The following is an 18,765-nucleotide window of genomic DNA, read 5'->3' as shown; positions in this document are numbered from 1 at the left end:
CCGCCCAAGGGCTGTGTGTCTCCTAGGGCCCTGGGGCTTAAACCCTCGGCCAGGTCTCCATAGAGTGTCTACGGCTAGTGTAGAGGACGAGGCATCGAGGGAGGGTTCTGGCTGGAGGGTTGTTGGTGCTGTGGCCGAGTCGCTTACGCAGCTGCTGGAGACTGTCGGGGTCTACCTCTACAAGGGCGCTGTATTTACTGCCGTCCTGCTAGTGGGCGTAGCGTTGTCTATGCTTGTAAGGCGTATGGTGCGGCGTACGCTCGAGCTGAGCCAGCTGCCGACTTCTGTGGTGGATGTGGCGTCTAAGCTGAGCTACTACGCGTTGGTGGCGCTGGCGGGTGTGATAGCGCTCGGCGTGGCGGGCTTCGATGTGACGGGGTTCGCGTTCGCGGGTAGCCTGATAGGCGTAGCGCTTGGCTTCGCGAGCCAGACTGTGGCGTCGAACTTCTTTAGCGGCCTCTTCCTCTACTTCGACAAGCCGCTGAAGCCTGGCGATATTGTCGAGCTGCCGGAGATGGGTATAATGGGCCGCGTCGAGGACATAACCATGTTCTCAACGCGTATAACGACGCTAGACGGGCTCCGGCTCCGCGTCCCCAACGAGACTGTGTTCCGGAGCACCATTAAGAACCTCTACAGCCACCCTGCCCGGAGGATAGAGTACCGGGTCGGGATAAGCTATAGGAGCAGCATAGAGGAGGCCAGGAGGGTGATACTCGGGATCCTCGAGAAGCACCCCCTAGTCTTAGCAGAGCCCCCGCCCAGGGTTTTCGTTGAGGAGCTGGGCGATAGCGCCGTGGTGCTCCGGGTGATGTTCTGGGTGCCTAGCTTGAAGTGGCTAGAGGTAAAGTGGGAGCTGCTAGGGAGGATAAAGGAGGAGCTAGACCGCGCCGGGGTGGAGATACCGTTCCCGCAGCGCGTAGTCTGGCTAAAGCTGGAGCAAGGAGCCGGAGAAGCAGAGGAGGCGGTGCCTGGTGCAGCAGTCGGCCTGGAGGAGGCTCTCGCGGGCACTACTGGAGGCTCTTGACGGGCCCCTACGCCGCTGGGCCGGGCTCCACCTGGTGGACGCGTTCGCGGGCCGCAGCCACGCCTACGTGGAGCTCGAGGGCGGCTGGTGCGGTGTCAGCCTGATCCCCCACTGGCTCCCCCTAGAGCCGTTCGACGAGCGGCTAGAGGACGCCACCCCCAGGATGCTAGCCCGTCTAGCAGGCCGGGGCGAGCCCCTCGCAGCAGCGCTGGCCGTGGCGGCTGTGAACGCAGTGACGAACGCGTGGATAGAGTGCACCACCGAGCCCCCGGTGGAGGTGCAGCGCCGGAGCCTATCAGAGATACTAGGCGTCAGAAGGGGCGACAGAGTGGTACTCCTAGGCTACATGGCCGGGGTGGCGGACGAGCTACGCAGCACCGGCGCCGAGGTCTTGGTCGCGGAGCTCGACCCAGCCCTCCGGGAGGAGGCGCGCCGCGCGGGCTACCCTGTGCTGGAGGCCCGCGAGGAGGCCCTCGAGGCGCTACGCAGCGCCGACATAGCCGTGGCCTCGGGGAGCGCTGTACTTGACCCCCCGCTGCTCCTTGAGGAGTTCGAGGCAGCAAGGGCTGCGCGGGAGCGAGCCCTAGTAGGCCACACTTCTAGCTTCCACCCGGTGGTCGGAGCGAGGCTCGGGGCAACCCTCGTCGCGGGCACCTACATCGACCGGAGCATATGCCGCGAGATCCGCTGGACTGTAGCGGCTGGCGGCGGGCCACACCGCGCTGAGACGAGGAGGCGCGTGAGGCTAGTCAAGTGGGTCGCGAGGGCCAAGAAGAGCTAGGCGCCGGTCTTCATGCCCCATTCGCGTAGCCCGTTTACTGCCATGTAGATGCTGCGCTGAACCGCGTGGGCTGCGTAGAGGCTGCCCGGTGTCTCCAGTACGTAGCAGCTGCCGTCTCTCTTCTGCTCGCCCAGTATCCTCAGCGCTGCCGCGACCATCGCGTTGAGGCCGCGGGCTAGTAGGCCGTAGCGCTTCCTGAGCTGCTCGGGGCACCAGCGCAGCCCAAAGGCCATGGAGGAGGCGTAGTAGAGCATATCCTCCTCCACGGTGAGCTTCTTAGCTAGGGCCGCTGCGTGGCCCCTCTCCGCCACCAGCTTCACGTAGCGCTCGGGTGTGAACGTGTTCACGTATATGTAGCCCTCTGTGCGCCCAATGGCGCTGAGCCCTATGGCTAGGAACCGGTCGTAGTCAACCACGTACTCGTCTATCAGCTCCGACCCCTGGTCCATACACCATGGTGTCGCAGGCCGGTAGCCCGCATCTCGAGCAGCCTGGAGCACCGCCTCGTAGAGCCTGGGCTCCATGGGATGCCAGGGACCCTCCCGTCTCTCGCGGAGCAGCCTCCGCAGCCCCGGAGCGGGCATGAGCGGGTAGAAGGTTACCTGGCTAGCCCCCAGCTCGAGGGCCCGCCTGGCCTCGTTGTAGACCGTCTCCGGGGTGTCGCTCGCGATACCCCACACTATGTCTATGTTGAGGGTCTCGAACCGGCCCCGGGCTGCTTCTACCGCGCGTAGCGCGTCCTCGACCGTGTTGCTGAGCCTGCCTAGGCGGCGTAGCCTCTCATTGCTCAGCGCCTGGATGCCTATACTCAGCCTCTTGACCCCGGCTGAGCGGAGCACCTGGACAGCCTCGTCGTCTATGTCTAGTGGGCTAGCCTCCGTGGAGACGTCTATCCCGCGGCCGAAGTAGCTCCGGAGCACGTCTACAAGCTCCGCGAGAGCGTAGACGTCTATGCTCGGGGTGCCCCCGCCTATGTAGACGAGCGGCACCTTCGCGGCCTCAGCTGTTGAGGCGAGCCAAGTGGCCTCGGCCGCGAGGGCCTTCATGTAGCTCCGGTTCATCTCCCTGTCGAACGGGTAGCGGACGAAACAGCAGAAGCGGCAGAGAGGCTGGTGGCAGAACGGCATGTGCACGTAGAGTGCGTGAGGCCCCTCCGCCCTAGCTAGGGCCTCCACGTGGCGGCGCGGGTCGGCAGGCATCTTCTCAAGTGTCTCGAAGAAGGCGTCGGCACGACGTAGCGCAGTAGCAGCTATTATCCTGGCGAAGCGTACTACTGTTCCCGGCAGCACGATGTTGTCCCGTCTATTTCCTTCCACCTCTAACCCCTCACCATAGCTATGGCGTGGTTATAGTGCAGTAGGCGGGCCCGCTTTCCTCCAGCTTACCGCATGCCTTTATCCTGCAGAGGCGGGTATACCTGCGTTAACCCGTTCCCCTACCGTAGGGGCATTTATAAGCCTAGGCCACGGCATGGATTTGTAAGCCGTGATAGACCTTGCATATGCGTTGCTAGGCTGATTCCCGGTCTTATCCTGTCAGGCTGGGCGGGAGAGTCTTGGAGGCCTCTACTTAAGGTAATACGGCTCCTTATTCTCCGGGGGCCGGGGCCGGTCCGGGGCCCAGCCAGAACTTCTCCCCAATACCGAGGAGCGGGGCTGTAGAGAAGCCTTGGGGAGGCGCAGCAGGGGCGGCGAGCCTATAGGAATGGTTACCGGCGACTCTAGGCCAGACTACTTCGTGTTCACAGTAGATCCGGACAACATCCCGCCCCTCTACGACTACGTCTACGTTGAGACCTGGGAGACACCGCCCGGCGAAGACACCCGCGTCACAGTGAAGGTCCTGGCCCAGATCCGGGCTGTCCGCAGGCTCGCCGTAGGCGTCTCCCCGGAGCACCCTTGGCCCGTTCTACGTAACCTCAGCCTACCTCGCGGCAGCGACACCGTGGTCGCGGCGGCCCGGGTGTTGGGCTACAAGTGGAGGGGCCGCATTTACCTCCCCCGCCGCGCCCCGCCCGTGGGGAGCTGGGTCTACCTCGCCCCCGACGAGCTTCTCGAAGACTTCTACGCTGTGGATGAGCCTCGCCGGCTCCACGTGGGGAGCCTGATCTCCCGGCCGAGCGTCCCCGCATACCTGGATCTGGAGGGCGTTAAGCGCCATGTAGCAATCATAGCAGCTACGGGTGCGGGGAAGACGTGGGCTAGCGTAGTGCTAATAGAGGAGCTGCTGAAGAAAGGCGCCACTATAGTAGTGTTGGATCCTCACGGCGAGTACACGGCTATGAAGAGGACTGTCTTCCGGCTCGGCCCTGGCTTCGAGAACGCGGTCCGGGTCATCAAGGGGAGGCGGGACCAGGAGGGTGATATCCAGTACCGGGTTAGCGTAGCCGACATGTCGCCGGAGGAGCTCGCCTCAATAGCCGGGGTGCCGGCTAAAGCGACCCGTATAAGGAGCGTGATATACGGTGCAAAGAGGCTCGCCCGCTGGGTGGCAGAGGCTACTGGGCAGAGGAAGTGGCTAGGCCTACGCGGCATGATCAAGGTGGTTCACGCTGCTATAGACGCTGTGGAGGTCGCCAGGCTCCAGGGTGGCCGCCTCGACCGCTTCGCCGCAGAGCTGCTCCGCCGGCTGAGCGCGGCCGCGTCCCAGGACCTCTACAAGGCAGCTGCAACCGGTAGGAGGCTGGAGGAGCTGCTGGCAGCCGACGAGAGGCTGGGCCGGGGTATCCGCCGGCTCTGGCTAGCTCTGAGCAAGGATAGTAGCCCGGGCTACGACGCGATACGCTACCTGGAGGAGCTCCGCCGCATAGGCGTCTACGGTGTGCGTAGCCTTCCCCTCGACCAGCTACTAGAGCCCGGCACCGTGACGGTCGTGAACCTGGCTGGGCTCCGGGCTGAGGTGCAAGACCACCTAGCCTTCAACATACTAGCAAGGATATTCAATGCCCGGCTCCGCTACGTGAGGGGTGTCGACGGCGAGAGCTACCCTTACCCAGTAGTGATCGTGGTCGAGGAGGCCCACCGCTTTATGCCGCCTAAGAGCCAGAGGCAGACTCGTAGCCGCGACGTAGCAGCCACTATTGCGAGCGAGGGCCGGAAGTTCGGCGTCTTCCTGGTAGCCATCACTCAGAGGCCTTCCCGTATAGACCCGGACGTGCTCAGTCAGCTCCAGGGCCAGATCATACTGCGTATAGTTAACCCCAGGGACCAGGAGGCTGTGCGGGATTCGAGCGAGCAGGTGAGCCAGGACTTACTCGACAACCTTCCAGGCCTCAACACCGGCGAAGCTGTGGTTGTCGGGCCGCTCGCCCCCAGTCCATTGATGATAAGGCTTAGGGACAGGGTCCTCGACTATAGCGGCGGCGACCTAAGCCTCGTAGAGGCTTGGGCCGGGGGCCGTGAGGACTTACGCCTCGTAGAGGAGCTTCGGGCAGAGGCCCTGGAGAAGATAGGCCAGCTCCTCGGCGAGCAGCCCCCAGACCTAGCCGAGGCAGTAGCCGCAGTAGCGGGGATCGACCCGGCACCGGATACCGTAGAGAGGGCGCTACGGCTCCTAGCCCGGGAACAAGTCTGGGCAAGCTACAGCGAGGAAACCGGCACCGTCTACGGCGAGGTAATGACCCAGAGTGGTTACTCCTACGAGGCACACATCAGCCTCCCCGAGCGCAGGAGTAGCTGTAGCTGCAAGGCGCGGCAGCCCTGCAGCCACGCTGTCGCAGTGCTGCTCCGCGCTGTGCTCGACGGGCTACTATCAGCGCCGCGGAGCCAGCAAGCACGGGCACCTGAAGACTGGTGGAGCGAGTTCCTCTAGACCCCTCTTGCGGCCCACACGTATCCCACAGTATAATACCCCTGCATTCCGGGGCCACCCTGGGGTGTAGCCCCGGGGTGGCAGTATACCTGTCAAACAAGGAGGTAGACCAGCTAGTCGACCCAGCGGAGCTCGTTGAGGATGTCGAGAGAGTGCTTCGGAGCACAGGCGTTGTAGCCCCTGCAAGGCTTGGGCTAGAGCACCGGGGCTCCTGGCTCGGTGTAATGCCTTCCGCAGGCCAGGGCTTCTACGCTGTCAAGGTGGTCGGTGTCTACCCGGGGAACCCTGGGCGGGGATTGCCGCTGGTTCGTGGCCGGCTCTTCCTCGTCGACGCAGAGACTGGCGAGCTACTCCTAGAGGCTGACGCCGAAGCGGCTACCGGCTGGAGGACAGCAGCAGCCACTGCCGTAGCACTCCGGCTCCTAGGCGGTACAGGCGGCGTGCTCGGGGTTCTCGGCGCGGGGGTGCAGGCCAGCTACCACTTGAGGCTCCTTACGAGGCTCTACAGGTACGAGCACGTAATGGTCTACTCTCCTACCCGCAACCGGGCCGAGAAGCTCGCGGCACAGTACGGGGGCGAGGTTGCAGAACCCGGGAGGCTACTCAGGGAGGCCGACACCGTGATCGCTGCGACCACGTCGCGCGAGCCTGTTGTCCTGGGGAGGCTGCTCCGTAGCGGCGCCGTAGTGGCCAGTGTTGGTGCGCCACGGCCTGTCCGGGAGCTTGACCAGGATACCCTGGCTAGGGCGCAATGTGTACTCGTGGACACGCGTGAGGGTGTACTGAGCGAGAGCGACGACGTGGGCGAGAAGCTGGTTGAGGTTGTTGAGCTCGGCGAAGCGCTTCGGGGTGTGAAAAACTGTATGCCCGGGGAGATACGTGTCTACAAGAGTGTAGGGACGGCTATACTCGACCTAGCTATCGCGCTACACCTTTACCGGAGGCTGGGGCACCAAGACTCTTAGCCTTCTCCTCGAGCTTCTGCCGTGGCAGCGGGTACATCGTCTTCTCTGGGAGTACTCCCTGCGGCCTCACCATTAGCACTATCACCAGCAGTGCTCCCAGTATTAGTGGGTCTAGCCATGCGGGGTCGAATGGCAGGTAGGGCGCTATGAGCGTCTTATTGTAGGTTATCATCTGCCTTACTAGTACCAGTATGAATGTACCCACGAGGGTACCAATGTTGTTAGCCATACCGCCTAGTATCATCATAGCCCAGACCCAGAAGGTCCAGGACACTCTGTTGTAGCTGGTAGCCATCCAGCCTAGTGTACCAGTGATGAATAGCGCGCCTGCTACCGCGGCTAGCGCTGAGCCTATCATTAGCGTCTTGAGCTTCACCTTCGTCACGTCCTTGCCTAGGGACTCTGCTGCTACCTCGTTGTCACGTACACCCTTCAACAGCCTGCCCATGGGGCTACGGAGCACCAGCTCTAGGTATGCAAACACTACTATGGCTACCATTATTGCTACTATCAGTGTTGATATTATGTGGACGTTTGTCGAGACGAACCTGCTTACTATGTTGTCAAGCCATACGAGAGTATTGGGTACCGTCAGGCCGAGTGTGCCACCGAGCTGCGGCGCGTTATACGCTACTATCATGGATGCCTCTGCAGCCGCTAGTAGCGTTATAGCTAGGTACTCTTCACGCAGCCTCGCCGCAGGGTATGCAGCGAGCCATCCCACAGCTGCGCCGAGAAGCGCTGCTGTCGCTAGTACTAGCAGGAAGAGTGCTAGTGATAGCCCTGGGTGCTGAGCAAAGTACTTGTTCAATGCATCAGCAATTAGAGAGTTATAGTCGCCAGCATAGCTGAGTTGGCCTCCAGTCATGGCCTCTAGCTGCTGCTTTACATCGGCCGGGAGTAGTGCTAGGCCAAGATAGCCTGGCAGTGCAGCAGCAACTATAGCACCTACTAGCACTGCGAGGTGCTTACCAAAGTTTGGTATGCCCGTTACACCAGCCTCGATGTTGAGGCTTAGGGAGACAATAGCGTATATAGCCACCCATAGCCAGAAGCTAGGCTCGAACAATACACCTATGACCGGCACAGCCATGGATATCCACCTCCGCTTTACCCTTTAGCTTCTCTCACCCTTAGCCCTGTTCTTCAGCTTGCGCAAAATACTGCGCCAGTTAACACCCATAATACCCTCTGGAGCAACAAGGAGCACTACCACTATGAGGGCCAACGATACAACTTTACGGTACGCTGCTATCCCGGTAATGCCTAGCAGCTCGCCGAGGAGCCTTGTACCAACAGTCTCGCTGAGGCCAACGAGATAGCCGCCGACTACACCGCCTAGCAGGCTCTGCAGCCCGCCCGCAATGCTCGCTGCGAATACGCTTACTACCTCGATGCTACCTGTAGCAGGGTTTATCCTCATTACGAACGACATGAGCCCGCCCGCTAATCCTGCAAGACCACCAGCTATCAGCCATGATATCGCGTAGACTAGGTCAACGTTGACTCCCAGCACCTGTGCTAGCTGCGGGTTCTCAATGCTAGCCCTCATAGCAACGCCGAACTTTGTCCGGGTTAGCAGCAGATAGAGCGCCACTAGGCTAGCCACTACGAGGCCTATGGATATCCATGTGCCCTCAGTGAGACCTGCTACACGGCCTAGTACGAAGCTACGGAGGCTCCAGTCACGGCTAGTCCCCGTAACGGGGTGCATATCCCTAACTATGTCGGCATAGATGTTCAGCGCACCTATGAGGAATATGTCCACACCCAGCGTCGCTATCATGAGGCCTAGTGCATCTGTTCCCCTCCTCTGAAGCGGGCGGAGAACAACAAGGTACTCCAAAAGCCCCACAATAGCGCCCGCAAGGAATGCAGCAATAAAGCCTAGAGCGATACTAGCCTTGTACACAGCCACTACTGTGAAGAGCAGGTATGCACCGACTATCGCTAGGCTGCCATGAGCGAAGTTCGGTATCTTAGTAGTCAGGTAGGTCATCGTTAGGCCTATAGCTAGGAGTACAAGCGCATTACTGTATACGAGACTGTTCTCGAGGTAAACGAGGCTAATCGGCATGCCCATCACACCCCTACTGGCTTAACATTGTTCATTCTCGTCATTACTCTGCTCCCGCGACTAGGCCTAGGTACATGCGTGCGAGGTCTGGGTGGTGTAGCAGCTCCTCGGCCTCGCCTTCGAAGGCTACCCGGCCGCCGACGAGGAGGACGGCACGGTCGCCATACTCTAATGCCTTCTTAGCGTTCTGCTCTACTAGTAGTATAGTTATCTTGTACTCGTCGCGTAGCCGGGCTATTATGTCGAGTATCTCTATGGCTATCTTCGGTGCTAGTGCTGCTGTAGGCTCGTCGAAGAGCATAAGCTTAGGCCTCCTTATCAGCGCTATGCCTATGGCGAGCATCTGCCTCTCGCCACCGCTGAGAGTACCAGCTCTCTGGTCGAGCCTCTCCTTTAGGATCGGGAACATCTCCAGAACCTCTTCCACCCGGTCTTGCGCACTCGACTCATCCATACCATATGTGGCCATTACGAGGTTCTCCTTGACGGTGAGTTTTGCAAACACGTTATCCGTCTGGGGGACGTAAGCTATACCCATCTTTGCTATACGATGCGGAGGAAGTCCAGCTATATTCTTACCATCAAAGAGTATTTCGCCGCTATAGATAGTAGTGAGTCCGAATATCGTCTTAAGGGTGGTACTCTTGCCGCTACCATTGGGCCCCACTATCACTGTTATCTTCTCTGATGGCGCTGAGAAGCTTACATCGAAGAGTATCTGGAGTTTACCGTAGCCAGCATTTAAGCCGCGAATTTGAAGGCTAGGCATAGCTTCATCACCCTCCTAGATAGCTATCTATTACAACGGGGTTGGAGACTACTTCCTCAGGCTTGCCTTCAGCTATCACTCGGCCCCGAGCCATGGCATAGACGTAATCGACATACTGCATAGCTATGTCGAGCCTATGCTCAATAATGAAGAACGTTATTCCCTGGTCACGAAGCTTTACGAGGAACTGAAGTATCTCATGAGCCAGAGTCGGGTTAACACCGGCAATAGGCTCATCCATGAGAATCATCCTGGCACCGCTCATGAGTACACGAGCGATCTCTAGTAGCTTCATCTGGCCGCCGCTGAGCTGGCCAGCAGGCTGGTCCCATAGGTGGATAAGCCCAACGAGCTTAAGAATGCTGAAAGCCTTATCCACTAGTTCCTCCTCGCGGGGCAGCCACTTGCTCCTCTGCAGCGGCGCTGCAAAGGACTCGCCGGGATGACCCCGAGCGGCAAGAAGCACGTTCTCAAGCACTGTGAGCTTATAGAAGGGCTGAGGTACCTGGAAGGTACGCGCCATTCCTAGGTGATATAGCTTATGTGGAGGCCATCCCGTCACATCCTTGCCGTCGAAGATAACCTTGCCGCCGTCGGGCTTGTAGAAGCCTGCTATGACGTTGAGTAGTGTCGTCTTTCCGCTACCGTTGGGGCCTATAAGGAGCGTGATAGTCTTCCTCCGCACCTTGACCGTAGCGCCATCTACCGCGATGAGGCCGCCGAACCTCTTCTTTATCCTCTCCGCGACTAGTATGTACTCGCTACTATAGCCGATGTTTGTCATGGCCTCCGCCTTGCTCTCCACGCTCTCCATGAGGGCCCCGTGGCCCACTGCTGTGGTACTTAGAGTCTTAAATACTCTTGTCCCAGTAGACACATCATGTAAAATATTGTAAATAATAGCGAATCTTTAGGTTGTGACAACACGCGTATCCTCGCCTCGAAAATATAAAAGGGGCTAGGAAACCGGTTTCCTCGTGGCCCATACATGGTACTCAGAGAGCTACTAGACCGCGAGGTGTATAAGTCATGGCAAGCCCGCGTACAAACATAGCAATAGCAGTTATTGCTGTACTCGTAATAGCTGGTATAGCCCTCTACCTAGGCGGTAAGGGCGGGGCACCCGAGGCAACACCAACACCTACGACAGCTGGTACTCCAGCGGCATCTCCTGTTACCACACCGACTCAACAGCCGCAAACACAGACTGCCCAGGCTGAGGCTACAACAGCCGCCGGAGGCCTCAGCGGAGAGGTTCAGATTGGTGCGCTCCTCCCGCTAACTGGTGACCTAGCCAGCTACGGTGAGAACAGCAAGGCCGCCCTCGAGCTAGCTGAGAGAGACATCAACGCCTTCCTAGAGAAGGCTGGCGCGCCATTCCGCATAAAGATAGTAGTAGAGGACACCGAGACCAAGCCCGAGGTAGCTCTACAGAAGATACAGGCGCTAGCCGCTAAGGGCATCAAGTTCTTCATAGGCCCACAGACCAGCGCCGAGGTGCGCCAGATCAAGAACTTCGCTGACCAGAACAAGCTGCTAGTAATAAGCCAGAGCAGCACTGCCCCAGCCCTAGCCATACCGGACGACTACATATTCAGGTTCTGCCCGACCGACAACATACAGGGCCCAGTAATAGCCAAGATGGCCAAGAACTTTGGAGTCAAGGCTATAGTGATAATGTGGCGCGGTGACGCCTGGGGTGACGGCCTACACGACGCAATAAAGGAGGCTGCTACCCAGCTAGGCATAGAGGTGATCGACGGCCCCAGGTACGACCCCAAGGCCAAGGAGTTCAGCACCGAGGTAGACCAGCTAGCAAGCCTAGTACAGGAGGCCGTGAACAAGTACGGTAAGGATAAGGTAGCAGTAGTCTACATAGGTTTCAACGAGGTAGTACAGGTATTCCAGGTAGCCAGCCAGTACGACATACTCAAGCAGGTAAGGTGGTTCGGTAGCGACGGTACAGCCCTACTCGACGAGCTAGTCAAGGACCCAGTAGCTGCAGAGTTCGCTGCCCAGGTGAAGTTCCTCAACCCGATATTCGCCGCCTCTAAGAGCCAGAAGTACGACAAGATAGTTGAGGAGCTACGCCAGAAGCTAGGCCGCGAACCCGACACCTACGCCCTAGCAGCCTACGACGCCGCGTGGGTGATAACACTATCCCTACTGGCAACACAGAAGTACGACGCTACAGCAGTCAAGAACATACTACCTGACGTAGCTTACAACTACTTCGGCGCCACCGGCTGGATAGTACTAGACAAGGCCGGCGACAGAGCCTTCGCCGACTACGACCTATGGCAGGTAGAGAAGACCGCTGAGGGTTACAAGTGGGTACTCAAGGGCGTCTACAACTACGCCAGCGACAGCTTCACCTGGAAATAACCCATAACAACTTTTCTCAGACCGCTCCTCAATGCCGGGTAGCATTTTTTAAACTATTTATTGTTGCTGCATAGTACCGTTCAGTCCTCACATTTCTCCACCTGCATTCACACCTCTTTTTGCCCAAATCATTGTCTCAGTCTCGGTTTTAGTTGATACACGTAGCCTCCACTACCAGCGATTGAACAGAGTAAGGTGGTGCCAGCATAGCTAGGGAGAAGTAGTAAGCTAACGTTACAGCATTATAGTGTTAACTTGGGGCTACTTAAGTGGCTAAGAGGCTCAGACAGAGGCAAGGTTAAGAGAAGTTATTATCCTAGCCTTCGGGTTCTCCACTACTAGCTAGCTTGTAGCGCCCTGCTAGATTCTCCACCAGACTATCCTTAGCAGCCTTACAGTATATCGATGCCAGAGTTTTTGCACGTAGACTCGTCTCTACTATGTCCCTTATATTGCTCGGTTGCTCCATTACCTCTACTAGAAGGAACGTATCCTTGGGCTCATTAATCTCTTCTACTATCCCGTTCTGTGGGTCTATAACCATAGTTGGTATTTCTACCATTTTGTCCGTTGTCTCGAAGACAGCGCCGACTGCTAGTATGGGAACGTTGTTCTCCACGCTGCGGGCGAGGAGGCTGAGTTTAACCTTGTTCTCGTTCTCACCGGGCCGGAGGGTTGCTATGAACGCGGTAGCGCCTTCGAGGAGGAGGCTACGCGCGACCTCCGGGTAGTATATGTCGTCTTCTGCTAGAAGCCCTATGCTTCTGCCTATGTCGTCTATGACTACAGTGTTGCGACCGGGACTTATGCCTAGTTCCTCGTCGAGGCCGTTACTTGCTATCTTCCTGTACTTGGCTATGAGGCTGCCATTAGGCGATATCACTATGGTTGTGAGGAATATTTTGGGGCCTGCTCTCTCGATGAGCGGGCCTGCTACGATGTAGACACCGTTCTCTAATGCTACCATTGAGAGGTACTCGTAAGTGTTTCCGGGTATACGCTCCGCCTGGTTCCGGGTTATGGCGCGATTGCGGGTCCGCGGGTAGTGCAAGAAGAATGGACCGATGTTCACAAAGGCTGGCAGAACAACGAGCCTTGCACCCTTAAGTGCCGCTTCTTTGATTAATTTTCGAGCTTTTTCGAGATTAGACTTCTTGGCAAGGGGCTTTAGCCTCATATGTACTAGCGCTACGGTTATAGGCACAGGCCACCAACCCCCACGGTTTTACAGAGCTGAGGCAGTATTCGTTATGCAACCCGTTTGCAACATAGAGATGCACCCCCTTTCAGGGGGAGAGCCGCTAGCATGGAGAGGCAAGGGTCTCTCTAGGCCTATGGTATATGGGCTTATACGAGGGAACCCCGGATAACTCCTATACGGTATTCCAAGGGATAAAACCTCTTAGGCCCCCTGGACTTGGCCGTTTTTGTAGTGTTATTCTATACCCCCTGTTGCAAAGTCTGAGACAGAGTATATTGCCTACCAGATAGCTAAGATTAGCAAGAGAGGAGAGGTGTAGTATAGTCCATGTATGTTCATTCTACACGCAGCTTAGCAGCAGCTGTTATCCTATTAATCCTTATAGCCGTGCAACCAGCACTAGCAGCTGCGCAGCAACAGTACCAAGAGCAGCTCCGTATAGACGTGAAAGAGTCTCTTTTCAAGCTGGTAGTGTACAATGATGGTGCAGTACAGCCCGTCTACCGGCTAGATATGATCGTCTACCCTTCAGGTGGGATAGATGCTGTAGGTAACTTCCAGCTAAATTATCAAAGCAGCTATACAGGTTCCGAGTCCCATACAGTAGTGGAGGGTAGGGGCTCCTTTACGTTCCCCGAGCCAGCTACAAGCCCAGGCATAGTAACTGCTGACCTTAAAGGTGAATTCAACTACGAGGGAGGCAATGGAGTCTTCACCGTAACAGGTGCAGCTAGCTTCCCGGCCGAAGACGACAAGATAGCTCATATCAGGATAGAGAAGCTTGAAATAAGGATATCCAAGGGTTCATACGCGGTTATAGTACTTGACGTGACTGCTCCTTCTAGCGGCACCGAAGAGGAGACCCCTCATATACCAACTGTCGACGAGATAAACAGACAACTAGCTTTCATGGGGCTAGGTTTTGTCCGCGTCGAAGAGCTAGGTGCTGTAATGCAGCAAGGTGGCCAAGTCAAGCTACACCTAAAGATGAGTACCGATCTTAACCAAATGCTTGCAAGTGCCGAGGCTATGGGACTGTCTAGAGATGACGCCGATAAGATACGTAGTCTTCTAGAGTCGCCGGTGAGCATAAAGGGAGAACTAGGTCTAAAACTTGAAGTTAAGGTTGAAGGAAGTCAGGCCAGCATAAACCTATACTATGAGAGCATAAGCAGCGGGGATCTCGAGGAAGCTCAAAAGCTTTGGGCAGATGCTTCTCCAGCTCTACAGAGGCTAATGCTGATTATCGCCTCGAGGCTAGGCCAGGCGAGTGGCGAAGTAGGCCCTGAAGCTGCTATCGCCATCTCGGGGCTAGGAGCCGTACAACAGCAGACAATACCTCAACTAGCTAAAGCAGCACCGAGTAAGGCTAGTGCTAAGCTCGACGTCAACGTGAAGCCAGACCAGGTAGAGATAAAGCTAGACTATACTGGCCATAGAATGAGGGTACCAGAGCCCAGCGGCGAACCAGCCCACGACGCCGAGAAAGCATTGACCCTACTGGCAGCCGGCTATGGCCAGCTGGTTAAGCAGCTGCTCCAGTTCGCGGTATTTGCTCCTGGCTTGGAGAAGGCTGTCCCGACCGAAGTTGTTCTGGAGGCAGCTGATCCAGCAGTAAAACTCTCTCACCAGCGGGTAGCTTTACATCAGCTAGCCTCGGTTCGTGTAGAGATGGCAAGCGGCCAGGTATCCAAACCACAAACAACAACTACATCTACAGCGACGTCAACACCAACAGAAACCATTACAACTACAACTACAGAGACACAAGCTACACAGACAACAACACCTACAGAACCCACGGAGACAGCACACCCGACAAGCACCGAGACGAATACAACTAGCAGTGTTAACACGACTCTTGTGGCAGCTGGAGTTGTTGGCATAATAGCCGCTGTAGCCCTGGCAACACTTCTACGACGCGGCTAACTCAGATGCGGTAATGTTTTATGCATCAAACCTGCATGTTTTTAGCTAGGCCATGAAAGCTTATGTCGGGTAACAGCTTCCCGGCTTCTTACCGCGTCAAACTAGCTTCTCTACTGGGGGTTACAACGCCGGAACGCCTCTTCAACACAGCGTTAAAAATAGGCATAGGGGAACGCCAGTTGTGAAGAGGGGCAGGGCGGCGTGGTGCTCCGGGAGCTATTCCGGCCACCACGGGAGCCTAGCGCGCTAGGGATAATGGTTTTCAGTGCGTTGGTAGGCATAGCTACCGCTGAGCAGCTCAACGCTATAGGGACAATTCTCGCGATATTCGCTTTACTCCTTCACATATTTACATTTGATGCAGCCTTTACTGCTGCACAGCTACGTAGAAAAAGTAAGCTAGCATTAATCACTATATTGAATGCTGTTCCCTACCTTGCCGCTACAGTAGCCTGGCGTGACTATACACTCATCGTAGCGTTACTAGCCTATACACCTGTATTGGCAGTCTATCTGGCACTCGGGCTAAGGGGCATGCTAAGGACTCCACCAGGCTACGTAGCTGGAGCTGCGCTACTATCATATGCTGCTATACTCTCTGCCGCACTAGCTGGGAATCCTACGCGGCTCACGTTACTAGCATTCGTGCTAATGATGTTGTATACGGCTAGCACTGCAGCTTATGTAGAGTCTAGACTACCGATAAGGAAGACTAGCCCGCTTCTCCCCCTAGTGCTCTGGCTGCCAGCACCAATCCTAGCAGCCGTAGAGGAGCCAATCCTCCTCCTGACTTGTATAGAGCCTAGTGCAAAGTTCCTAGCCAACGCGGCTAGGAACACCAAGATAGACATGAAGATGATTAAGAGGCTCGGCTGGATAGAGTTTGCACGACTAACATTCTTCACAGCATTACTCGTAACAGTCCTTGTCCTGCTTAGGGCCTAGTCGCAGGAGCTTAACACCCAGGGCTTTTATCAAGGGGTAGAGGGACACGTCCAGCCGCTAGGGGCGTAAGAGTGCTAGACCGGGGCCTAGTCGCGGTCACACTCCTCAGCCTCGCTGGCGCTGCTGTAAAGATCTACGGCTCGTTGTTCTACGGTAGCCGCGCGCTGCTAGTAGACGCGCTCACGTGTGTCGCTAATATCGCCGCGCTTGCCGCTGTGCTCTGGTACCTCCACGTAGCCAGTGCCCCGCCCGATGAAGACCACCCGTATGGCCATCAGAGGCTGCGGTACGGCGGCGCACTAGCGAGCCTCTCAGCCTACATGTTCGCCGCCGGTGCCTCCACGGCGGCGCTGATGTACAGTATCAGCGGCTACACGGTTGAGGAGGGTAGCACGGTGGCGGCCCTGGTCGGCGGTGCATTCTACGCCGCAGCTATACTCGTAGCCAGGGATATCGACCCCGTGCTCCGGGTCTACGCCGGGTTCACCGCGAGCGAGCTGATAGAGAGCGGGGTCACAGCTGCTAGTAGCTGGCTCGGCGCCAGCATAGGCTACCTCTACGACTTAGCCGGCGGCGTGATTATACTCGCCTACCTGTTCCACGAGGCGGTTGAGACCCACCACAAGCTCATGAGGATATTCGCCGACACTGCTGCCCCGCAGCACTTCTATGAGCTGGTAGAGCGGGAGGCGCTGCTCCGCGGCCTCCACCCTATACGCGTCCGGCTCCGCATGATAGACGAGAGACACTGCAGCGGAGACCTCATAGTAGCGCCCGAGAAAGGTATGCCCCCAGACGTAGCCGACGTTCTGGCCGACGAACTGCAGCAGGAGCTTCACCAGCACGGGTGCGACGTGGTAATACACGTCGGGCTAAGCGAGAGAAGGAACCACAGTAGTGAGTCACGAGAGCATCGGGGAAAGGAAGCGAGGAGTTGAGGCCTCGGGGTGGGACCCGCCGGTTCACCCTCCTCCGGGCACACGGGCCCGGCGTCACCGGCGCGGCCTCCAGGGGGATTAGGCGTGTAGACCCTTTGATAAACGCTCTCTACGCCGCCAGGGGACCCTCAATGCTAGGGACGTGGCCTTGGGCCCTCCCGGTGGAGCCTCGCCGCTATGTCTAGTAGGCGCCGGGCAACCATCCGCTTGGGCATCCGGGGTATCTCCTCCCGCCCGCCGCGCCACGTCACAACTATGAGGCGGTTCGTGTCACTAGCGAAGGCGGCGCCCGGCTCTAACGCGTTGTTGGCGGCCACCGCATCTAGCATGTAGCGCTCCAGCTTAGCCCGGGCCCGGGCCTCTAGCTCCTCGTCACTCCCCGCAGTCTCTGCTGCGAAGCCTACGTGGACTGCGCGGGGAGCAGCCTTCACTGCCTCCTCGACTATCTTGGGAGTGGGCTCGAGCTCGAGGACTAGACGGCCAGTCTCTGTCGGCACTTTCCCGGGCGAGGCCCTGGAGGGCCGGTAGTCGGCTACGGCGGCCGCGTAGAACGCTACATCGGTACCCCTGATCTTTTCGAGGACGGCACGCCTCATCTCCTCCGCCGTCTCGACGCCCACAGTCTCGTCTAGGTAGCCCTGCCAGCCCTGGGGTAGCCCAGTGCACAAAGGTCCGTGAACCAGCGTTACGCGGGCGCCCCGCCAGGCAGCCTCCAGGGCTAGGGAGACACCCATCTTCCCCGTAGAGGGGTTGGTGATCACCCTCACGGGGTCTATGTGCTCCCGGGTAGGCCCAGCTGTTACAAGGACGCGTAGCCCCTCGAGGTCCCTGCCCCGGGCCAGCAGGGCCTCTGTCCACCAAGCGACGAGCTCGACCGGCGGGTACTTCGCCTGCTCCCCCTCCAGCACGGGCCTCATGACGTAGAAGCCCTGCTTCTCCAGCTCCTCGACTAGCCTGGAGGCCCTCCTCCACATGCCGAGGTGCATAGCCGGGACGAGTAGCACTGGCTTTCCGAGCCCCGCAGCCTCCTGGGCGAGAGCCGAGACCGGGGTAGAGGCACGGTAGCCAACTATCTCGGCCATTGTGTCGAGGCTCGCGGGGGCTACCAGCACAGCGTCGCAGAGCCGGGCAAGCGACACATGCTCTATAGCGCCGGTCATCTTGGTTACGGCGGGCATGCCAGTAGCCCACTCGAAGAGCGTGGGCGAAACCAGCTCAGCTGCAGCCGGGGTCATGACAACGCGTACAACAGCGCCATACCGCATAAGGAGCCGGGCAAGGTCCAGGCTACGGTAGATAGCAGCGCTACCCGTTACCCCTAGAGCTATACAGCGGCCCTCCAGATCCCCCCTCTTCTCGCCCACAATACCGCTGCTGGGGTGTAGGCGGCCCCATAGCATCGGCTCCCAACGGCCCTCCATGTTCCTGGCTCAGCCTCCAGGAGCCAGGTAGCCTCTAGGGGAATTAGTCGGCGGCGTCCTAGAGGCTTAGCCCAGCGGATTCTCTTGTGTAAGCCTTATAGTCCCTGTTGCGAGATCGACTGAGATCAAATACTTCTTGCCAGCCTCGTTTACGTGGAGTAGCGCCAGGCCCTCTGGATGATTCTTGTCGTATATCACGGCTGTAAGGTATATGGTGGTATTGGGTTCCTCTAGGAGGTTAGAGAAGACGGTGCTCTGTGCAAGTATCCCCCTTACCCTATCCGCTACAGAGAGCTTGGATGCATCGAGTCTTGCTTCCTCTGGGGGCCAGGAGAGCTCCGGCCATATACCAAGGAGCTCGCCGTCCTCAGTCGCGTATACACGGAGCGTGTCCAGCCAGATTACTGCCCTCATATGCTGTCCGGTCACAGGGTGCTGGAACTCTGCCTCCACAAGCCGGCTTTTCTCGAGCCTTAACCTTATACACCATATAGTCTTCTCTACCTCGCCCTCCCGT

General features: G+C 57.9%; 16 protein-coding genes. 8 read left to right on the top strand and 8 right to left on the bottom strand.

From position 1 onward, the window contains the following. Positions 1 to 64 precede the first annotated feature (64 nt). Positions 65 to 1,027, top strand: coding sequence for a mechanosensitive ion channel family protein (locus tag Pyrde_RS04285; protein ID WP_231656798.1), 963 nt, complete (start codon positions 65 to 67; stop codon positions 1,025 to 1,027). Further along, positions 975 to 1,808, top strand: coding sequence for a Rossmann-like domain-containing protein (locus Pyrde_RS04280; RefSeq protein ID WP_143522038.1), 834 nt, complete (start codon positions 975 to 977; stop codon positions 1,806 to 1,808). Before Pyrde_RS04285 ends, Pyrde_RS04280 begins: the two co-directional genes overlap by 53 nt. Here the strand turns inward: Pyrde_RS04280 and Pyrde_RS04275 are convergent. Further along, entirely contained in the window at positions 1,805 to 3,124 is a 1,320-nt protein-coding gene (locus Pyrde_RS04275) for a radical SAM protein (RefSeq protein ID WP_055408506.1), read from the bottom strand. The genes Pyrde_RS04280 and Pyrde_RS04275 overlap by 4 nt on opposite strands. Before the next feature lie 352 nt (positions 3,125 to 3,476). On the opposite strand from Pyrde_RS04275, the gene Pyrde_RS04270 reads away from it, so the two are divergent. Together Pyrde_RS04270 and Pyrde_RS04265 are read left to right on the top strand one after the other, a co-directional pair. Next, the gene (locus Pyrde_RS04270; protein WP_055408504.1) at positions 3,477 to 5,618 is read left to right on the top strand and encodes an ATP-binding protein; all 2,142 of its coding nucleotides are present in this window, start codon (positions 3,477 to 3,479) and stop codon (positions 5,616 to 5,618) included. Between the two features lie 77 nt (positions 5,619 to 5,695). Beyond that, positions 5,696 to 6,583: an ornithine cyclodeaminase family protein gene (locus Pyrde_RS04265; protein WP_055408503.1), complete on the top strand. Its 888-nt coding sequence runs from the start codon at positions 5,696 to 5,698 to the stop codon at positions 6,581 to 6,583. On the opposite strand, the gene Pyrde_RS04260 is transcribed toward Pyrde_RS04265, so the two are convergent. From Pyrde_RS04260 to Pyrde_RS04245, 4 genes are read right to left on the bottom strand one after another with little or no spacing between them, the layout of a single operon-like run. Next, the gene (locus Pyrde_RS04260) at positions 6,537 to 7,676 is read right to left on the bottom strand and encodes a branched-chain amino acid ABC transporter permease (RefSeq protein WP_055408501.1); all 1,140 of its coding nucleotides are present in this window, start codon (positions 7,674 to 7,676) and stop codon (positions 6,537 to 6,539) included. The genes Pyrde_RS04265 and Pyrde_RS04260 overlap by 47 nt on opposite strands. A 24-nt stretch (positions 7,677 to 7,700) precedes the next feature. Then, positions 7,701 to 8,660, bottom strand: coding sequence for a branched-chain amino acid ABC transporter permease (locus Pyrde_RS04255; RefSeq protein ID WP_180385425.1), 960 nt, complete (start codon positions 8,658 to 8,660; stop codon positions 7,701 to 7,703). A 43-nt stretch (positions 8,661 to 8,703) separates the two neighbouring features. Continuing rightward, on the bottom strand, positions 8,704 to 9,429 hold the full coding sequence (locus Pyrde_RS04250) for an ABC transporter ATP-binding protein (RefSeq protein WP_055408497.1): 726 nt from the start codon (positions 9,427 to 9,429) through the stop codon (positions 8,704 to 8,706). A gap of 7 nt (positions 9,430 to 9,436) precedes the next feature. After that, complete coding sequence (locus Pyrde_RS04245; protein WP_231656797.1) at positions 9,437 to 10,243, bottom strand: ABC transporter ATP-binding protein; 807 nt, start codon at positions 10,241 to 10,243, stop codon at positions 9,437 to 9,439. A 215-nt stretch (positions 10,244 to 10,458) separates the two neighbouring features. Between Pyrde_RS04245 and Pyrde_RS04240 the strand changes: the two genes are divergently transcribed. Then, a complete protein-coding gene (locus tag Pyrde_RS04240) occupies positions 10,459 to 11,814 on the top strand; it encodes an ABC transporter substrate-binding protein (protein ID WP_055408495.1) in 1,356 nt (451 codons plus the stop codon). A gap of 316 nt (positions 11,815 to 12,130) precedes the next feature. Here the strand turns inward: Pyrde_RS04240 and Pyrde_RS04235 are convergent, their stop codons facing one another. Next, positions 12,131 to 13,018 carry a carbon-nitrogen hydrolase family protein gene (locus Pyrde_RS04235; protein WP_055408493.1) on the bottom strand — a complete coding sequence of 296 codons (888 nt, stop codon included), beginning with the start codon at positions 13,016 to 13,018 and terminating at the stop codon, positions 12,131 to 12,133. Between the two features lie 324 nt (positions 13,019 to 13,342). Here Pyrde_RS04235 and Pyrde_RS04230 point away from each other — a divergent pair, with 324 nt between their 5' ends. The 3 genes from Pyrde_RS04230 (at position 13,343) to Pyrde_RS04220 (ending at position 16,827) form a co-directional block, all read left to right on the top strand. Next, entirely contained in the window at positions 13,343 to 14,944 is a 1,602-nt protein-coding gene (locus Pyrde_RS04230) for a hypothetical protein (RefSeq protein ID WP_055408491.1), read from the top strand. Positions 14,945 to 15,145: 201 nt separating this feature from the next. After that, positions 15,146 to 15,889 (top strand): hypothetical protein, encoded by a 744-nt coding sequence (locus Pyrde_RS04225; RefSeq protein ID WP_055408490.1) that lies wholly within the window; start codon positions 15,146 to 15,148, stop codon positions 15,887 to 15,889. Positions 15,890 to 15,960: 71 nt separating this feature from the next. After that, the gene (locus Pyrde_RS04220; RefSeq protein WP_055408489.1) at positions 15,961 to 16,827 is read left to right on the top strand and encodes a cation diffusion facilitator family transporter; all 867 of its coding nucleotides are present in this window, start codon (positions 15,961 to 15,963) and stop codon (positions 16,825 to 16,827) included. A 134-nt stretch (positions 16,828 to 16,961) separates the two neighbouring features. Here Pyrde_RS04220 and coaBC read toward each other — a convergent pair whose 3' ends face one another. Together coaBC and Pyrde_RS04210 are read right to left on the bottom strand one after the other, a co-directional pair. Further along, the gene (coaBC, locus tag Pyrde_RS04215; RefSeq protein ID WP_055408488.1) at positions 16,962 to 18,248 is read right to left on the bottom strand and encodes a bifunctional phosphopantothenoylcysteine decarboxylase/phosphopantothenate--cysteine ligase CoaBC; all 1,287 of its coding nucleotides are present in this window, start codon (positions 18,246 to 18,248) and stop codon (positions 16,962 to 16,964) included. Between the two features lie 66 nt (positions 18,249 to 18,314). Then, entirely contained in the window at positions 18,315 to 18,677 is a 363-nt protein-coding gene (locus tag Pyrde_RS04210) for a hypothetical protein (RefSeq protein WP_156328005.1), read from the bottom strand. Positions 18,678 to 18,765: the final 88 nt, after the last annotated feature.

Source organism: Pyrodictium delaneyi, from assembly GCF_001412615.1.
GTDB classification, from domain to species: domain Archaea; phylum Thermoproteota; class Thermoprotei_A; order Sulfolobales; family Pyrodictiaceae; genus Pyrodictium; species Pyrodictium delaneyi.
This window is presented reverse-complemented; position numbering and strand designations above follow the sequence as displayed.

What these genes read in the sequence shown, in the direction of transcription:
- Pyrde_RS04245 (WP_231656797.1), bottom strand. Translation starts at nt 10,243, where the DNA reads ATGGAGAGCGTGGAGAGCAAGGCGGAGGCCATGACAAACATCGGCTAT.
- Pyrde_RS04230 (WP_055408491.1), top strand. Translation starts at nt 13,343, where the DNA reads ATGTATGTTCATTCTACACGCAGCTTAGCAGCAGCTGTTATCCTATTA.
- Pyrde_RS04240 (WP_055408495.1), top strand. Translation starts at nt 10,459, where the DNA reads ATGGCAAGCCCGCGTACAAACATAGCAATAGCAGTTATTGCTGTACTC.
- Pyrde_RS04260 (WP_055408501.1), bottom strand. Translation starts at nt 7,676, where the DNA reads ATGGCTGTGCCGGTCATAGGTGTATTGTTCGAGCCTAGCTTCTGGCTA.
- Pyrde_RS04255 (WP_180385425.1), bottom strand. Translation starts at nt 8,660, where the DNA reads ATGCCGATTAGCCTCGTTTACCTCGAGAACAGTCTCGTATACAGTAAT.
- Pyrde_RS04250 (WP_055408497.1), bottom strand. Translation starts at nt 9,429, where the DNA reads ATGCCTAGCCTTCAAATTCGCGGCTTAAATGCTGGCTACGGTAAACTC.
- coaBC (WP_055408488.1), bottom strand. Translation starts at nt 18,248, where the DNA reads ATGGAGGGCCGTTGGGAGCCGATGCTATGGGGCCGCCTACACCCCAGC.